This is a genomic window from Arsenophonus nasoniae DSM 15247 (assembly GCF_000429565.1).
Taxonomy (GTDB): Bacteria; Pseudomonadota; Gammaproteobacteria; order Enterobacterales; family Enterobacteriaceae; genus Arsenophonus; species Arsenophonus nasoniae.
In genome coordinates this window covers 29,517-46,313 of the sequence record NZ_AUCC01000011.1, presented here as the reverse complement: position 1 = coordinate 46,313, position 16,797 = coordinate 29,517, and the positions used below count along the sequence as shown (strand labels likewise).

General features: G+C 36.8%; 16 protein-coding genes and 4 tRNA genes. 7 read left to right on the top strand and 13 right to left on the bottom strand.

Annotated features, from left to right (window positions below):
- Positions 1-56: 56 nt before the first annotated feature.
- From G468_RS0104475 to G468_RS0104460, 4 genes are all read right to left on the bottom strand, one after another.
- Positions 57-133 (bottom strand) — tRNA-Met (locus G468_RS0104475).
- A 27-nt stretch (positions 134-160) separates the two neighbouring features.
- A tRNA-Met gene (locus G468_RS0104470) sits at positions 161-237 on the bottom strand.
- Between the two features lie 27 nt (positions 238-264).
- Positions 265-341, bottom strand: a tRNA-Met gene (locus G468_RS0104465).
- A gap of 26 nt (positions 342-367) precedes the next feature.
- Positions 368-444 (bottom strand) — tRNA-Met (locus tag G468_RS0104460).
- A gap of 527 nt (positions 445-971) precedes the next feature.
- Between G468_RS0104460 and tcdA the strand changes: the two genes are divergently transcribed.
- Positions 972-1,784 carry a tRNA cyclic N6-threonylcarbamoyladenosine(37) synthase TcdA gene (gene tcdA / locus G468_RS0104455; RefSeq protein ID WP_026822101.1) on the top strand — a complete coding sequence of 271 codons (813 nt, stop codon included), beginning with the start codon at positions 972-974 and terminating at the stop codon, positions 1,782-1,784.
- A 181-nt stretch (positions 1,785-1,965) separates the two neighbouring features.
- On the opposite strand, the gene G468_RS25255 is transcribed toward tcdA, so the two are convergent.
- Together G468_RS25255 and G468_RS23670 are read right to left on the bottom strand one after the other, a co-directional pair.
- Entirely contained in the window at positions 1,966-2,115 is a 150-nt protein-coding gene (locus G468_RS25255) for an aminotransferase class V-fold PLP-dependent enzyme (protein ID WP_162143405.1), read from the bottom strand.
- Positions 2,116-2,523: 408 nt separating this feature from the next.
- Positions 2,524-2,703, bottom strand: a complete 180-nt coding sequence (locus G468_RS23670; RefSeq protein WP_026822100.1) for an aminotransferase class V-fold PLP-dependent enzyme — start codon at positions 2,701-2,703, stop codon at positions 2,524-2,526.
- Between the two features lie 505 nt (positions 2,704-3,208).
- Between G468_RS23670 and G468_RS0104440 the strand changes: the two genes are divergently transcribed.
- The 3 genes from G468_RS0104440 (at position 3,209) to rlmM (ending at position 5,666) form a co-directional block, all read left to right on the top strand.
- Complete coding sequence (locus G468_RS0104440; protein WP_026822099.1) at positions 3,209-4,132, top strand: transcriptional regulator GcvA; 924 nt, start codon at positions 3,209-3,211, stop codon at positions 4,130-4,132.
- A gap of 63 nt (positions 4,133-4,195) precedes the next feature.
- Complete coding sequence (locus tag G468_RS0104435; RefSeq protein ID WP_210409113.1) at positions 4,196-4,576, top strand: DUF423 domain-containing protein; 381 nt, start codon at positions 4,196-4,198, stop codon at positions 4,574-4,576.
- Positions 4,569-5,666, top strand: coding sequence for a 23S rRNA (cytidine(2498)-2'-O)-methyltransferase RlmM (gene rlmM / locus G468_RS0104430; RefSeq protein WP_026822097.1), 1,098 nt, complete (start codon positions 4,569-4,571; stop codon positions 5,664-5,666). The genes G468_RS0104435 and rlmM overlap by 8 nt, the downstream gene beginning before the upstream one ends.
- 41 nt (positions 5,667-5,707) lie before the next feature.
- Here rlmM and xni read toward each other — a convergent pair whose 3' ends face one another.
- From xni to queF, 3 genes are read right to left on the bottom strand one after another with little or no spacing between them, the layout of a single operon-like run.
- Positions 5,708-6,466: a flap endonuclease Xni gene (xni, locus tag G468_RS0104425; protein WP_026822096.1), complete on the bottom strand. Its 759-nt coding sequence runs from the start codon at positions 6,464-6,466 to the stop codon at positions 5,708-5,710.
- Positions 6,467-6,492: 26 nt separating this feature from the next.
- Positions 6,493-7,863 (bottom strand): nucleotide 5'-monophosphate nucleosidase PpnN, encoded by a 1,371-nt coding sequence (gene ppnN, locus G468_RS0104420; RefSeq protein WP_026822095.1) that lies wholly within the window; start codon positions 7,861-7,863, stop codon positions 6,493-6,495.
- A gap of 10 nt (positions 7,864-7,873) precedes the next feature.
- Positions 7,874-8,719 (bottom strand): NADPH-dependent 7-cyano-7-deazaguanine reductase QueF, encoded by an 846-nt coding sequence (gene queF, locus G468_RS0104415; protein WP_026822094.1) that lies wholly within the window; start codon positions 8,717-8,719, stop codon positions 7,874-7,876.
- Between the two features lie 186 nt (positions 8,720-8,905).
- On the opposite strand from queF, the gene syd reads away from it, so the two are divergent.
- From syd to truC, 3 genes are all read left to right on the top strand, one after another.
- Positions 8,906-9,460 (top strand): SecY-interacting protein, encoded by a 555-nt coding sequence (gene syd / locus G468_RS0104410; protein WP_026822093.1) that lies wholly within the window; start codon positions 8,906-8,908, stop codon positions 9,458-9,460.
- An 800-nt stretch (positions 9,461-10,260) separates the two neighbouring features.
- Positions 10,261-10,602 (top strand): YqcC family protein, encoded by a 342-nt coding sequence (locus G468_RS0104405; protein WP_026822092.1) that lies wholly within the window; start codon positions 10,261-10,263, stop codon positions 10,600-10,602.
- Entirely contained in the window at positions 10,595-11,350 is a 756-nt protein-coding gene (gene truC / locus G468_RS0104400; protein WP_026822091.1) for a tRNA pseudouridine(65) synthase TruC, read from the top strand. The genes G468_RS0104405 and truC overlap by 8 nt, the downstream gene beginning before the upstream one ends.
- A gap of 98 nt (positions 11,351-11,448) precedes the next feature.
- Here the strand turns inward: truC and G468_RS0104395 are convergent, their stop codons facing one another.
- From G468_RS0104395 to map, 4 genes are all read right to left on the bottom strand, one after another.
- Positions 11,449-11,820: a DUF3461 family protein gene (locus G468_RS0104395; RefSeq protein ID WP_026822090.1), complete on the bottom strand. Its 372-nt coding sequence runs from the start codon at positions 11,818-11,820 to the stop codon at positions 11,449-11,451.
- Between the two features lie 98 nt (positions 11,821-11,918).
- Positions 11,919-12,743 carry a 2,3,4,5-tetrahydropyridine-2,6-dicarboxylate N-succinyltransferase gene (gene dapD / locus G468_RS0104390; protein WP_026822089.1) on the bottom strand — a complete coding sequence of 275 codons (825 nt, stop codon included), beginning with the start codon at positions 12,741-12,743 and terminating at the stop codon, positions 11,919-11,921.
- Between the two features lie 26 nt (positions 12,744-12,769).
- Entirely contained in the window at positions 12,770-15,430 is a 2,661-nt protein-coding gene (gene glnD, locus G468_RS0104385; RefSeq protein WP_135678153.1) for a bifunctional uridylyltransferase/uridylyl-removing protein GlnD, read from the bottom strand.
- A gap of 137 nt (positions 15,431-15,567) precedes the next feature.
- On the bottom strand, positions 15,568-16,365 hold the full coding sequence (map, locus tag G468_RS0104380; RefSeq protein ID WP_026822087.1) for a type I methionyl aminopeptidase: 798 nt from the start codon (positions 16,363-16,365) through the stop codon (positions 15,568-15,570).
- Between the last annotated feature and the right edge of the window lie 432 nt (positions 16,366-16,797).

Here is a 16,797-nt window from a genome sequence, read left to right as displayed (position 1 = left end):
GTTAATTAGATAAATAATAGCTTTGTTGGGAAACTATTCTGATAGTGAATGGAAGGTGGTTGCGGGAGCCGGATTTGAACCGACGACCTTCGGGTTATGAGCCCGACGAGCTACCAAGCTGCTACATCCCGCGTCTGAAAGGGTTAATGTTTTTAAATATTGGTTGCGGGAGCCGGATTTGAACCGACGACCTTCGGGTTATGAGCCCGACGAGCTACCAAGCTGCTCCATCCCGCGTCTGAAAGGGTTAATGTTTTTAAATATTGGTTGCGGGAGCCGGATTTGAACCGACGACCTTCGGGTTATGAGCCCGACGAGCTACCAAGCTGCTCCATCCCGCGCCTGAAAGGGTTAATGTTTTAAATATTGGTTGCGGGAGCCGGATTTGAACCGACGACCTTCGGGTTATGAGCCCGACGAGCTACCAGGCTGCTCCATCCCGCGTCCGATAGCGGCTCACTATACTCAGGATCAGATCCGATGCAAGTTTTTTTCTTAAATATTGCGATATTTTATTATATCTTGTACATAAAAGAGACGTGATGATTGATTTTTGTTCTTTTATGCATATTAGGCATCATGCTTAGTGATAGCCTATGTCAGCAAAAATCGATAGCTAAATAAACAATCAATAAAATAAATACATAACTTTTTTAGTGCTAATGCAAAAGTAGTTATTTAATTATTATCTTAAATCAGTAAAATATTTTATCAAAAATTATCTTGTCGATTGGGTGAGGGCATAATTTATTGCTAATTTAAGTCTCTAGAATGAGATTCAATTAAGCTGATAAGTATGAGACAGATAATATGAGTTAATCGTTATTACCCAATCGGTTATTATGCTATGTCGATAAATAGATAACCAGTCGGTTTTACTATCATAATAGATATAATCAGGATTTGAATTAATAAATTAATTTCTTTTTTATTAGTGGTGAACACGCTATTTTTGTTAACTAAGGTTAAACATGCAATTACTCCTTTCAGAAGCTTGGCTGCGGCGCTTCGCTGGTATCGGCCGCCTCTATGGTCAAAAAGCGTTAATGCTTTTTGCTCGCTCTCACATCTGTGTTGTTGGTATTGGTGGCGTAGGTTCATGGGCTGTGGAAGCATTAGCAAGAACAGGAATCGGTACGATTACTCTGATTGATATGGATGATGTTTGTGTGACAAATACTAACCGACAATTGCATGCATTAAGCGAAAATATTGGTCAACCAAAAGTTGAAGTCATGAAATCACGTATCTTGCAAATTAACCCTGAATGTCAAGTTAATATTGTTGATGATTTTGTCTCGGCCACGAATCTTACTGAGCTGATATCGATGCAATTTGATTATGTGATTGATGCTATCGATAGCATACGGCCTAAAGCTGCTTTATTGGCTTATTGTCGTCGTTATAAAATACCTATTGTCACCACTGGAGGAGCTGGTGGGCAAATTGATCCTACACAGATCCAGGTTAAAGATTTAGCGAAAACGATCCATGATCCCTTAGCTGCCAAATTACGTGAAAGATTAAAAACGGATTTTAAAATAGTCAAAAATAGCAAAGGTAAATTAGGTATTGATTGTGTCTTTTCGACCGAACAGTTAGTTTATCCACAAAGTGATGGAACAGTTTGTACGAATAAAAGTAATGCGGAAGGGACAATGCGTATGGATTGCGCCGCTGGTTTTGGCGCAGCAACAATGGTAACAGCGAGTTTTGGTTTTGTTGCTGTTTCGCATGTTTTAAAAAAATTACAGCGTAAAATGATAGCTAGTGAAAGAGGATGAAATAATTTGTTAATTCAATATAATCCGTTAAGGCAATAGCGTCATTTTCAGCCTGTTGCCAATTAATGGCTTTATCCAGCCTATAACCGCGTTAAACGCCAACACTCCGGCAATATTGGTGTGCCTGCATCAAATTGATAAAGAATGGCTTCTGAAAAAAAATGGGAAAATTTAGCTTTGGTTAATATTTTACCCCCTTGCAAGGAACTATCTCTGCTAACAGTGCGATTTTTCCATAACAGATACCAAATCCTGTTGGGCTATACAGTTTATGGGCTGAGAATACATAGAGGTCAATGTCTAACGCTTGTACATTAATAGCACGATGCACAATGCCTGTGTACCATCAGCCACGACTAAAATATTATGTTGATGCGCTAATTTAGTGATAGCCTGAATATTGGGTTATTCACCCGTGAAATCCGACATGTGGCTAATCGCAATGATCCGTGTTCTTTATTAATAAGCGTTGTTTGGTGTTTAGTCGAAAGTTATTTTATCTCTTCTAAGCACTATTTAACTATTTTCGCATTAGTCTATTCAGCCACGATCAACCATGGGATCAAATTGGCATGATGTCCAATTTCGCTGACCATTATTTGTTATAGGATTGGAATCGAGAGCGAAAATAGCTTTGAGTAATAAAATTAATTGATTCAGTACTAATTTTCTCCGTTTGATTATCATTAATCAGTTTGGCTACTTTCTGGCAAATTTGTTCATAAATATACGTTGCTATTTATGCTGTAGGATGTTGATCGCGATGAACAGAGATATTAATAGGTTGATAGCAATTAACAGTCGCCGAGATCAAATTATTGGGTTTAAGGGCAGTGGCCGCACTGTCTAGAAAAATAGTTATGTCTTGGATTGCAGGAAAATATTGGCGAAATTGTGCTATAGAAAATGTTGTTGTCATGAAAAGCACGGCTAACAGAATATTTAGAATCTTTATGTCTAATTATTGCAATTTAACTATGCCATAAATGATCTTTCTCACAAGGTTTGTTATATTTGTTTAAATTAGAAAAATGGTACTAATATTGATTAATAATATCTATTCTATCTGTATTATAAGTATATCATTCGATTATATTCGGCGATGAGAAAGATATTTATTTAGCGGATATAAAAAAACGCCGCGTTAAGTACGGCGCGATAAAATTACTATGGACAGACAAGGTAAATGTATAGGAGTGAAAATAGTAGTATTAACTACCCAACCTGGAAAAACCAGATAATTTGCAAACACAACATCACATCCATAAAGCCAAGAATTTTAAATAAATTAACTACTTAGCGATTCATTCAGGCCTAGGAAGCAGTCTTACTATAGACATATACTGGTTTATCTACAATGGACAATTTATAATGCTTCAGATTATAAAAACTAATGGATATATAAGGATGAGTAAGACGCGATCATGTCAAAATGTATGCCTCCTCTTAATGCATTAAGGGTATTTGATGCTGCAGCACGTCATTTAAGTTTTACTAAAGCAGCAGAGGAACTTTATGTTACTCAGGCTGCAATAAGTCATCAAATAAAAGGTTTAGAAAATTTCTTAGGTATGAAATTATTTCGTCGGCGTAATCGTTCATTATTATTGACTGAAGAAGGACTAAATTATTATTTAGATATTAAAGAAATTTTTTCTTCATTACGTGAAGCTACTCGGAAACTACAGGCATTCAGGGCAAAGGGAGCATTAACCGTCAGTTTATTACCGAGTTTTGCTATTCAATGGTTAGTGCCGCGTTTATCGAGTTTTAATCATGCATATCCTGATATTGATGTGCGTATTCAGGCTGTTGATCATGAGGGAGATAAAATGGCCGATGATGTTGATGTGGCTATCTTTTATGGTTATGGTAATTGGCCTGGCTTAAAAACAGATCGTTTGTATGCGGAATACTTAATACCAGTCTGTGCGCCAGCCTTATTAGCGGGGCGTTATCCATTGAAAAAACCGCAAGATTTGGTTCATCATACATTGCTACATGATTCTTCTCGGCGTGATTGGCAAGCTTATGCACGTCAATTATCATTACAAGATATTATTAATGTAGAACAAGGACCCATTTTCAGTCATAGTGCTATGGTTATTCAAGCCGCCATTCATGGTCAAGGAATTGCATTGATTAATAACGTTATGACAAAAAATGAACTTGACTCAGGTCGTTTGGTATGTCCGTTTAATGATGTTTTAGTCAGTAAAAAAGCTTTCTACTTGGTTTGTCATGATAATCAAGCGGAGTTAGGTAAGATTGCTGCATTTCGTCAATGGATCCTTGCAAAAGCAGCTAGTGAGCAAGAAAAATGGGGATTTGTTACCGTTGAGTCGTAAACTATATGACAAGTAAAATAATTAATTTAAAAGGGAAAGGATATTAACGTGAATGCTCGTTTAATGTTGATATTTGCAGGAATTAGTGGATTTTTTTGCGTTGCATTTGGCGCAATAGGTTCACATTTATTATCACCTATACTAAACCATGATCAAAGAGAATGGATTTGTATTGGTTTACGCTATCAATCAATGCATACTTTAGTCCTTATGATATTAGGTGCTATCTTATTACGTAAAGTCATATTATGGTTTTACTGGGGAGGAATTTTCTTCAGTATAGGCATTTTATTGTTTAGTGGTAGTTTTTACTGTATGGCACTATTACAAGTAAAATATTTTGCTCATTTGACACCAGTAGGCGGTTTTTGTTTTTTGATTGGCTGGATATTGATTGTTATTGGTGCAACTCGGCTTAGGAATCCAATAATACGTCATGAATAATAATATTATCTTATATTGTCGTTCAGGATTTGAAAAAGAGTGTGCGGCAGAAATTACCGATAAAGCGACGCAGATCGGTGTTTATGGTTATGCAAAAGTAAAAGATAATAGCGGTTATGTGCTATTTGAATGCTATCAGGCTACTGATGCAGACCGTTTGGCTAAAGAGATACCTTTTGCTACATTAATATTTGCTCGCCAACTGGTGGTTGTTAGCAATTTATTGAAAGATTTGCCGTCCAACGATCGCATATCGCCGATTGTTACGGTATTGCAAGGTGTCATTGAACGAGCAGGTGAATTGCGAGTTGAAGTGCCTGATACCAATGAGAGTAAAGAACTACTGAAATTTTGCCGTAAATTTACTGTACCTTTACGTCACGCGCTTCGCCAGCAAAAAATATTGTTATTGAAAGAAAACCATCAGCGTCCGGTTATACATATATTTTTTATTGCGGCCGGCTGTTGTTATGTTGGCTATTCTTATGCGAAAAACAATTCACCTTTCTTTATGGGGATCCCGCGGCTAAAACTGCCAGCTGATGCACCAAGTCGTTCAACATTAAAACTGGAAGAGGCATTTCATCTATTTATTCCTTATGATGAATGGGAAGAGCGTTTAGCATCGGGAATGAAGGCGGTTGATCTAGGTGCTTGTCCCGGTGGATGGACATATCAATTAGTGAAGCGCAGTATGATGGTTGATGCAGTTGATAATGGCCCAATGGCGGAGAGTTTAATGCAAACAGGTCAGGTACGGCATTATCGTATTGATGGTTTTAAGTTTACCCCACACACTAAGAATATTACTTGGTTGGTTTGTGATGTGGTTGAAAAACCGGCAAAAGTTGCTGCTTTGATAACAGATTGGTTGTTAAAAGGATGGTGCCGAGAAGCAATATTTAATTTAAAGCTACCAATGAAAAAACGTTATCAAGAAGTTTCACATATTTTGCACAAAATATCACTAACCCTAATCGAAAATGGTATTAATGCTCAAATTCAAGCAAAGCAACTCTACCATGATCGTGAAGAGATCACGGTACATGTAAGACGAATTTGGTCAGCCTCTATACCAGAACGGGATTAGAAGAGAAGTAATTAACAATAAAATTTATATTTTTTATTGAGTTATGGCATAAATCTTAGTTGTTGTAAATTTCCATTTAACTGTAGATCCGTTTTGAGAGAAGCTACCTGTCGGCTAATAAAAGCTATTTTTTGCCCCGGTTCAATCCGTTTGCGCCATTTCTCAGGTATCGAATTGATATTAGCAAAAATAGCCTCTAAGGTAGGATATTGCTGAAGTAAGGTTGCTGCGGTTTTAGGGCCAATACCCGTTATACCGGGTATTTTACTGCTATTTATGCCAGTTAGTCCCCAATAATCTTGCAGCTGTTCAGGTTTAACACCAAATTCTTTGTTAACAAAGGATAAATCAAGCCAGCGTTTTTGAAAATAATCACGAATATAAATCGATGATGAAAGTAGCTGACAATAACCTTTATCTGTTGAAATGATGGTGACACGATATCCAGCGGTAGCCACTTTAATTGCTAATGTTGCCGCCAGATCGTCTGCTTCATTTTCAATAGCATGCCAACAAGCTAATCCTTGCGCCTTAAATGCAATTTCAAGATTGTTTATCTCTTGATAAAGATCATCAGGCATTGCTTGTCTGCCAGCTTTGTATTGAGGTAAAAGTTGTTGCCGCCAGTTATTTGTCAGTTGTTCTTTGCTATCGAATATTGCCACTGCATGGGTTGGCAAAGTATGGTTAATCAACTGGCGAAGGGTTAAAACGCAAGCTTGTTCGCAAGGGCTTCCCTGAACGGCATGAATACGTCTGATTAAATTTAAAGCATCAACAATAAGTAAGTGGATCATAATTTTTTGTACATAGTTTGTCTGGTCAGTTATTTGATTATTTCATAGCAGGGTATGTAGGCTGAACTGCTAGGTAGTTTCATTCGATGTTGACTAACAAACCCACGTAATAATTTATCCATATGAGCCATAATTTTGGCATCACCATGGAGTTTATAGGGGCCATGCTTTTCAATTTCTTTCATACCAATTTCTTTCACATTACCGGCAACAATGCCAGAAAAGGCTCGTCGTAAGTTAACGGCCAATTTTTCCGGCTGCTGCGGATCACAAAATAGATTAAGTTTTGCCATATTGTCATGGGTTGGCGTAAAGGGTTTTTGCAGTTCTGAATTAACTTTTATTGACCAATTAAAGCTATAGGCATCACCGGTATTGAGACGACTTTCTTTGACTTGTGGCATCAGTTTTTTCATTTCACGGGCTACAGCTTCTGGATCATCGATGATAATTTGAAAATAATTACAAGCCTGTTCACCAAGGGTGTGCTTAATAAAATCATTAAGGGTGTTAAAATAAGCTTGGCTTTCTTTTGGGCCAGTGAGTATTAATGGTAATGCCTGATTATTATTGGCAGGATCCATTAAAATGCCTAATAAATAAAGTAATTCCTCTGTAGTGCCTGCACCGCCTGGAAAAATAATGATACCATGCGCTATTCGAACAAATGCTTCAAGGCGTTTTTCAATATCTGGCATGATAACAAGTTCATTAACCAGAGGGTTCGGTGGTTCAGCAGCAATAATGGAAGGTTCAGTTAAACCGAGAAAACGACCATTTTTGTAACGTTGTTGAGCATGGCCTACCGCGGCACCCTTCATTGGTGCCTCCATTGCGCCTGGGCCACAGCCAGTGCAGATATTTAATTCACGTAATCCTAATTCATTTCCGACTTTGCGGGCGTAAAGATATTCAATATCATTTATTGAATGGCCTCCCCAGCAAACAATGGTATTTGGATCTTCATCGAGATGCAGTACTCGGGCATTACGCAAAATGGTAAAAATAATGTTAGTGATATTGATACTATCATGCAGGCTTAATGCCAGCAGTTTTTCAGCGGAAATAATCTGGGCATGAACAAAAAGAATATCTCTTAACACAGAAAATAAATTTGCTTGCAGTGAACGGATAATTCTGCCATCCACAAAAGCTTTTTCCGGCGGATTAATTAATTCCAGTTTGACACCGCGTTCACGCTGGAGAACATTGATATCAAAATTGGGATATTTAGCGATTAATTCTTTACTATTATCTGTCTTACTGCCTGAATTAAGCACAGCTAAAGAGCAGTTTCTAAATAGTTGATAAAGATCGCTACTGGCAGTACGTTTAAGGATGCTAACTTCAATTTGAGATAGTAGATCCATTGAGCCTAACGGGCTGACATGTGTTATCAATTAAAACTCCTTACTGCCGTGCTAATCGCATTATTGTTGGCTGGGAATTCTCATTGCTACGCCAAGGGTTAATGTCCAGCCCGCCACGGCGTGTATAACGGGCATAAACGCTTAATTTATTTGGTTGACATAACTGAAGAATATCATTGAAAATGCGCTCGACACATTGTTCATGAAATTCATTATGGTGTCTGAAAGAGACTAGATAACGGAGTAGTTTTTCTCTATCAATTTTAGGGCCAAAATAATGAATTTGTATGGAGCCCCAGTCAGGTTGGTTGGTAATTAAGCAATTAGATTTTAGCAGATGGCTAACTAATGTTTCCTCTACCAGTATACTCTCGGTGGCATTTTTAAGATAATTACGATTAAATTCATAATCAGTAATTTCTATCTCTTGCTCATCAATACATTCACCAGGCAGATTATTAATAGTTTGATCGGTAAAAATGGTGAGTGGCTGTAATTTTACTATCACTTCTCCTGCCGCGCATGCAGTCAAATCTTGGGTTAGTTGTTTTTCAACTTCTTGCCAGCTGATAAATTTTGTTTGATTGAAACTATTTAGATAGAGCTTAAAACTTTTAGATTCAATCAGATTTACGCTATTAGCATTAATGGTAACATGGCCGATAGCAACTTGCGGTACGCCACGACTGTTTAGCCACGAAAGCTCATAGAGTGTCCAAATATCTGCGCCATGAAAAGGCAATTTATCTGATGATAATCCTAAGGGTTGTCGATTTAAGCGACGTGGAACAGCCTGCAGTAGATGAGGTGCATAGTTATCTTGATATTCGGTTTTTTTTCCGAGCGTTAGGTGTTGTAGCTCGCCATTATCTTGATAAATTGGCATAGAGTTCCTTCCTAAAATAGAAAATCAGTAAGATAGTTGCTAGTTTAATCGATATATTAGAGTAAGTTTGTTGTTTAATGTATAGCTTAACAACTAATTGCGCAGATAGATAATAATACCTAATGATACTTTTATATATTAGAATGATTTATCTCTATAATTCATCACTAATGAGAATAATTGACCATGGAAGCAACGATTTCTCAGGCATTAAAGGAACTTACACAGCGTTATATTGCTTATTGGCAACAGCAAACAGGGGGGTTACCGGCTAGTGATAGTTTTTACAGCATCCCTTCGCCTTGTATAGAATATAGTAAAGATGAAGTTATCTATTGGTTACCTAAACCTTTTCCAATGCTAAATGAAAAGTTACATTCTGTTGAAAAAGCGCTGGAAATCCATTTTTACCCTAATATTCATCAATTTTATACCACGCAATTAGCAGCTGATATGCGAGTAAGGTTTCAAGGTAGGCAACTTGATTTAATTCAGGTATGGAATATGACAGACTTTACTCGTTTACAAAAGAACTTAATTGCACATTTAATTACGCAAAAAAGACATAGACTAACCCCAACCCTCTTTATTGGCAGTTTAGATTCTGAATTTGAAATTATTTCTGTAGATAATATCACTGGCCAAGTTATATTAGAAACATTGGGTCAAATAACGCGTAGTGTCTTAGCGGGTAACCTGATTGAATTTTTAAAACAACTTACTCCTGTAATTGAAATGTAATTAAGATATTTACTTTTTTTTCTGTGAGATATGGCTTACAAATTATGTAAGTTATGTCTGCGTTTATTGCTTTTTAAACCATGAGGCGAGATGAAATATTTTTTATTTCAGTAGGATAAAAAAATATTCTGTAATTATCGAGAAAAAATGATTAAAAACTATTTTTTCTATTCTTGTGTTCCTCAGATAAATCCGACATTCTTATGCCCGCCGATAAGTTAGCATTTATCAAATGAACCATAAATCGTAACGAGAAGTAGAAATAATCTGATAGCAGTTTATTGCACGGAATAGATTCAGTGATTGTTACTAATAATAAGTGGTGAAAGAACGTTTATTTTCTAACTTTGAAATTATTAGATGTTTAATAATATAGAGAAATAAGAAGGGTAGTGTTAGGGATAACGAATGATAAGTATGATTGCTTACAAATAACTACCTCGTAAATAGTAGGAAGATATTTTCAGCAGGATGCTGATGATGCAGGATGCATAAATATTCTATTTAATAGCGTTACATATTATATAACCAGTCGATTTTATAGGCTGGTTTTTTTATGGTTAAGATAGGTTTACAAAAGATTATTTTAATGTCTCAGTCGCTGATAAAATATAACATTATAGGTCAGTAATGTTATTCATAATTAATAAGTGTATTTTAAATGATTAAATTTTTATAGATTGGCTGTTTTATTAAGATTTACTAATGGGTAATAAAATTAAAATCGCAGGCTGTTTTTTTGTTTGATAGCTAATAATGTTATGATTCATTTATTTTTACTTATGGTAATAGTGTAGGAAATGAATATCAATTTGTTAGTTATAGAAAAACTTCGTCTCATTGAAGCTGAAATGAAAAATCTTAATCTTTGGCGTAATACACCGCCGCCAGCGGAAGCTTTTGCTAGTCATTTGCCTTTTGCCGTTGACACTATGGAGGCACATGAATGGTTGCAATGGGTACTATTACCTAAACTCTATAAGACTATTGAACAAGATATTGCTTTACCAAACGTATTTGCTATCACTCGCTATTTTGAAGAAATCTATAAAAAAGAACCAGATGGACGCTATTGCCAATTATTGGAATATTTACATGCGTTAGATAAAATTTTTTCACAAGGTAAAATAACGGATGCTTGAAGTGCTTTTTCAGGATCAGCATTTAATTGCAATACATAAACCCGCTGGATGGCTTGTACATCGGAGTTGGCTTGATCGTCATGAAACTCGTTTTGTCATGCAAACAGTGCGTGATCAAATTGGCCAGTATGTTTTCCCTGTTCACCGTTTAGATAAACCAACTTCAGGGGTGTTATTGATGGCACTTTCTAGTGAAGTTGCCTGCCTTTTAGCGCAGCAATTTGAGTACCATGCAGTAGAAAAAAAGTATCACGCGATCGTACGGGGCTATGTTAATGAAGCCGGTATTATCGACTATCCACTGAAGGAGGAAAAAGATAAAATTGCTGACAAATATGCTAGCAAAATAAGCCAACCTCAATCGTGTATTACTCATTATTCGCCATTGGCTAAAGTTGAATGTCCGATAGAGATAGGTCGTTATCCTACTTCACGTTTCTCTCTGTTAGCGCTGAAGCCGAAGACCGGTCGCAAGCATCAATTAAGACGCCATATGGCACATGTCCGTCACCCTATAATTGGTGATACTACACATGGCGATCTGCGCCAAAATCGTGGGGTTGCACACCATTTTGCTACCAGTCGTTTAATGTTACATGCGAGTTATTTATCTTTTAAACACCCAATGACAGGTGATAAATTGCAGTTGATAGCAAAGTGGGATGATGCTTGGATACATTTGTTATCACAGTTTGGATGGTTAGGTATTGTGCCTGAACTCGAGAGTCGACATTCATCGATGGTATAAATTTTAATACTAATAGTTATGCTAGTTTGTTTGCGTGAAATGTAAATTTGGCTCAACAGCCAGTTAGTATTAGCATAAATAAGCTAGCTGTGAATTTTTTAGGAGAGCTTTTTTAAAGCTGATTTAATTTCAGCAATTTTGCTTATTACTACAGATTCTAAATGGCATAAATCATTTAATATCTTACTTTTTAAATCATGTTTGGTTTGGTCATGTTGACAAATTTGATTTAATTCTTCGATCACATCCTGTAGGTGGAGATTAATTTCATTGATTTCTTTGAGATTATTATCAAGATTAATCAGCTTTCGTTGCAGTGGATATTTGAATTTTACGCTTTTAGCATAATGTTCATCTTTATCTTTGCGAAAATAGATCTTTAGAATGTCATGGTTAGCTTCTTGGCGAAGGGTGTAGTGATCAATATCTTCAGGTTGAGTAATACCTAAACTTTTTAGATTATCATACATATTAATATTGCTGGAATAAGGTTGTTTAACAATTATTATAGGTTAGCATAATAATAAGAGTAAGCGGATAGATAACTAATAATCCGCTATGATAAATTTTAGTCTAATGTTCTTAGTAATTCATTAATGCCAACTTTCTTTCTGGTTTTCTCATCGACTTTTTTGACAATAATCGCGCAATATAGGCTATAGTTGCCATTTTTGGCCGGTAAGTTACCTGCGACGACGACAGAGCCGGCCGGAATTCGGCCATAGAGAATTTCACCAGTTTGCCTATCATAAATTTTGGTACTTTGGCCAATATAGACCCCCATTGAAATAACCGAGCCTTCTTCAACAATGACACCTTCAACAATTTCAGAGCGAGCACCAATAAAACAGTTATCTTCGATAATGGTTGGATTAGCTTGTAAGGGTTCTAGCACACCACCAATACCAACACCACCGGATAAGTGAACATTTTTACCGATTTGCGCACATGAGCCAACGGTGGCCCAGGTATCTATCATGGATCCTTCGTCAATATAGGCACCAATGTTAACATAGGAGGGCATTAAAACAGTATTTCTGGCGATATACGCGCCTTTTCGAGCCGTTGCTGGTGGAACAACTCTAAATCCTTCTTGTTGAAAACGGGCATGATCATAGTCAGCAAATTTCATAGCTACTTTGTCAAAATAGCAGCTTTCTGCACCTTCGATTAATCGATTATCATTGATAAGAAAAGAGAGTAGCACAGCTTTTTTTAACCATTGATGAGTTATCCATTGTCCATCAATCTTATCAGCAACTCTTAACTGACCTTTATCAAGTTGGTTTATAACCTGATTGATTGCATCACTTAATTGAATATCGGTCGTCGCCGGTGTAATTTCTGCTCGATGTTCAAAAGCATTTTCAATAATAGTTTTAAGTTGCTCCATAAAATTACTCATCCTCTGGGTTGTAATTATTTAACATTTTTACTTTCTTCTTTGTCTATTGAAGTCAGGGTTTGTGCTAATTTTTCTGCCAGTTTTTGTTGTCTATTTTGATCAAGTGCTTGGTTGTTTTGATCAGTAAGTACAAACAAATCCTCAACTCTTTCGCCAATCGTTGTGATTCTGGCTCCGTGTAAAAGCACGGACATTTCCGTAAATATATTACCGATCTGTGCCAATAATCCGGGTTGATCGAGGGCAATAAGTTCCATATAAGTTCGTCTAGCATTTTGATTGGGCAGAAAATAAACTTTAGTAGGTACATTAAAATGGCGAAATCTATGATGGACGTTACGCGTTTTCAATGTATTACTATCTGGAGTCTTAATAACTTTTAATAAAGCTTGGCGAATATTTTCATAGCGATCATTAGCCAGAGGTTGTCCTTTAGGATCTAAAACCACAAAGGTATCCATCGTCATATTATCTTTGTTAGTAAAGATTTGAGCACTGTGAATATTAAGATTTCGTCTATCAAGTTCTCCGGCAACGGCGGCAAATAGTGAAGGCTGATCTGGACACCAGATAAAAATTTCGGTACCCCCATGAACAGATATTGTACTGATCAGTATTAGCGGTTCATTTAAATTATGTTTTAATAGCGCGCTGGCGTGCCATGCAAGTTGCTGTGGATTATGACGTAAAAAATAATCAGCATGGCAGCGTGACCATAATTTTTTCAGTTCATCTTCATCAATATTTTTTTCACGTAGTTGGGTTAACGCTTGCAGGCGATGGAGTTGGATACGTTGACGTAAAGTAGGTATTGCTTGTGTACCTTGATTTAATTGATTTTTAGTTAACAGATACAGCTCTTTTAAAAGACTCTGTTTCCAGCTATTCCATAAGGTATTATTGGTTGCGCATATATCGGCAACAGTCAGGCACAGAAGAAAATCTAGACGGTTTATTGATTTTACTTCACTGGCAAATTGTTTAATAACCACAGGATCTTGAATATCACGCCGTTGGGCGGTCACTGACATCAAAAGATGTTGACGTACAAGCCAGGCAATTAAGGATGAATCATGCTCAGTGAGGCCGTGGGCTAGGGCAAATTGCTTTGCATCTTTTGCGCCCAGTTCAGAGTGATCACCTTTTCTACCTTTAGCAATATCATGAAACATAGCCGCCAGACGTAAAATTTCAGGCTGAGCAAGTTTAGCATAAATGGCAACGCATAAAGGGTGCTGGCTATTGTTTTTGTGATCAGCAAATTGATCAAGTTTTTGTAATACGCGAATAGTATGTTCATCGACGGTGTAAGCATGAAAAAGATCAAATTGCATTTGCCCAACTATATTTTGCCAAACCGGCATGTAAGCACTAAGTACATCATGTAAGTGCATGGGAACAATGGCACCTTTTACCGCTCTAGGATGTCGCAAAATAGTAATAAAAATTTCACGAGCAAGCGGAATTTCACACAGAGGTTTAGCCAGTTTTTGACAAGCAAGCCGTAATTGACGTAACGTAGCCGAGTATATTCCTTGAATATTTATATGTTCGGCCATTTGATAAAATAGCCGTAATATGGCAGCGGGCTCACGCTGGAAAAGTGTACTGTCAATCAGATCGATCAGATCTCCTCTAAGTTGAAAGTCATGATCAAGTTTATGTGGTGCAGTTAGGTTTTTTTCGCTAAGAATAGCTTCATCAAACAGTTGTAGCAGCATGCTATTGAGTTCTCGTACACGTCGTGTGGCACGATAGTAATCTTTCATCATTTGCTCAACGGATTGATTGCCTTCACCCTGATAACCGAGTAAGTGAGCAACATTTAATTGATGTTCAAATAGTAGCCGATTATCATAACGTTTTATTATTAAATGCAGCGCAAATCGGATACGAAGTAAAAAATTTAGACATATTTTTAACTCGCGATATTCTGCCGGGCTTAGAAAGCCGAAATGAACTGTCTGCTCAATGGTAGTGGTGCCAAAATGTCTGCGAGCGACCCATAACAATATATGAATGTCACGTAAACCACCGGGGCTACTTTTGATATCTGGCTCAAGATTGTAACTAGTACTGTGATAACGTTGATGGCGTAGGTGTTGTTCATTACGTTTGGCTGCAAAAAACTTATCGGATGGCCAAAAATTATCGCTAAATATGGCTTCCTGTAATGCTCGAAACAGAGTTTGATCGCCGCAAATCAACCTTGATTCAAATAAATTAGTTGCAATTGATAAATCTGCTTGTCCTGCCTGTAAACACTCATCAAATGTGCGCACACTATGACCAATTTGAAAACCTAAATCCCATAATAGTGTAATAAATTGACCAATCTTAGTCGTGTTAGTGGTAGCCAAAGAATGCTGACTTAAAATTAATAAGTCTATATCAGAAAGAGGGTGTAATTCTTGCCGGCCATAACCGCCTACTGCAATTAAGGATAATTGAGGAGTTGCCTCAAAACCATTAATTTGCCAAAGACGTTGTAACAATTTATCAAGATAATGGCTACGGATAGCAATCAGTTCAGCGGCAGTAACACCCTGTTTAAAAGATTGTTCTAACCATTTTTGCAAGCGCTCTACCTGTTGTTTTAATAAAGGTAAAGTAAACTCTTCTTGAGATAATTTATCAAGAGTAAGGATGAGCGAGACAGGTTGATTACTTTTCATCATGGTTGCGTAACCGAAATTGCTGCAGGATATCTGATTATGAGCTCACTAAATAAATGGTATTAATAAACAATAAAAACAGTAAAACAATATCATTCACATAAAAGCCTCCAAAATTATGGAGGCCAAGCAGAAAATTATTTGTTCACTAATATAGCCGAAATAAATGGTTCTTCTTCTTTTCGCCAGGTTAAAATTTCACACCCATCGTCGGTGACAGCTAACGTATGTTCATATTGTGCTGACCAACTTCGATCTTTTGTTTTTACTGTCCAACCATCTTTCATTGTTCTAATACGACGATCGCCCGTATTTACCATCGGTTCGATAGTAAACGTCATGCCTTTTTGCAGTATTACACCGCCGTCATCAGCATCGTAATGTAATATTTGAGGTTCTTCATGAAAAACTTGACCAATACCATGGCCACAATATTCTCGCACAACCGAAAAATGATGTTGTTCAACAAAATTTTGAATTGCCTGACCTATCGTCCGTAAACGAATACCCGGTTTGACCATTTTTAAGGCAAGATAAAGGCTTTCCTGTGTTACCTTACATAACCGAGCGCCTTGAATAGTTGGTTTACCGACAATAAACATTTTGGAAGTGTCGCCATGGAAGCCATTTTTAATAACGGTGACATCAATATTAATGATATCACCTTCTTTTAAGGTTTTTTTATCACTCGGTATACCATGGCAAATAACATCGTTAACAGAGGTACAAATAGACTTAGGGAAGCCATGGTAATTTAAACAGGCTGGAATAGCTTGCTGTTTTTCGACAATATGGGAGTGACAGATACGATCAAGTTCACCGGTGGAAACGCCTGGTCTTATGTAAGGTTCAATAATTTCTAACACTTCTGCCGCCAAATGTCCGGCGATACGCATTTTCTGAATATCTTCTTCCGTTTTAATTGAGATAGCCATGAATTCTGCCTATTTATGCCGATTCAAGTGAGTAATAATGCACTTATCAGCCAATTATGTTGATTAAATATAAATAATGTATGTTGACGCTTATGTTAGCAGCGAAGCGCGGTTATGCCAACTAACGACTTAACATATCAATTTTTTTAAAAATATGAAAATAGCCTAAAAGTCATGTTCGGTTATTTTTAAATTGAATTATTGTAGTGAGAGGTGAAAAAAATTATAAAAATTATGGCATTAACAACAACACATAATAAAATATTATCATAATGAATTTTATTCAGCTAAATGACTTAAATACAGAAAAATATAACTATGGGTGGTGTTTTATCTTATTTTATGGTATAAAGCGCGCCGGCATTCTGCGTATTTTCACTGTAGAAAACGCAGAATAGCTCTAACATAAACTTAACTGTGTTATAACACACA

Coding starts and splice junctions, on each gene's coding strand:
- truC (WP_026822091.1), top strand. CDS start 10,595: ATGCTTGAAGTGCTTTTTCAGGATCAGCATTTAATTGCAATACATAAA.
- G468_RS0104435 (WP_210409113.1), top strand. CDS start 4,196: ATGTTGATATTTGCAGGAATTAGTGGATTTTTTTGCGTTGCATTTGGC.
- G468_RS23670 (WP_026822100.1), bottom strand. CDS start 2,703: ATGACAACAACATTTTCTATAGCACAATTTCGCCAATATTTTCCTGCA.
- rlmM (WP_026822097.1), top strand. CDS start 4,569: ATGAATAATAATATTATCTTATATTGTCGTTCAGGATTTGAAAAAGAG.
- G468_RS0104405 (WP_026822092.1), top strand. CDS start 10,261: ATGAATATCAATTTGTTAGTTATAGAAAAACTTCGTCTCATTGAAGCT.
- G468_RS0104395 (WP_026822090.1), bottom strand. CDS start 11,820: ATGTATGATAATCTAAAAAGTTTAGGTATTACTCAACCTGAAGATATT.
- queF (WP_026822094.1), bottom strand. CDS start 8,719: ATGCCAATTTATCAAGATAATGGCGAGCTACAACACCTAACGCTCGGA.
- G468_RS0104440 (WP_026822099.1), top strand. CDS start 3,209: ATGTCAAAATGTATGCCTCCTCTTAATGCATTAAGGGTATTTGATGCT.
- dapD (WP_026822089.1), bottom strand. CDS start 12,743: ATGGAGCAACTTAAAACTATTATTGAAAATGCTTTTGAACATCGAGCA.
- map (WP_026822087.1), bottom strand. CDS start 16,365: ATGGCTATCTCAATTAAAACGGAAGAAGATATTCAGAAAATGCGTATC.
- syd (WP_026822093.1), top strand. CDS start 8,906: ATGGAAGCAACGATTTCTCAGGCATTAAAGGAACTTACACAGCGTTAT.
- tcdA (WP_026822101.1), top strand. CDS start 972: ATGCAATTACTCCTTTCAGAAGCTTGGCTGCGGCGCTTCGCTGGTATC.
- glnD (WP_135678153.1), bottom strand. CDS start 15,430: ATGAAAAGTAATCAACCTGTCTCGCTCATCCTTACTCTTGATAAATTA.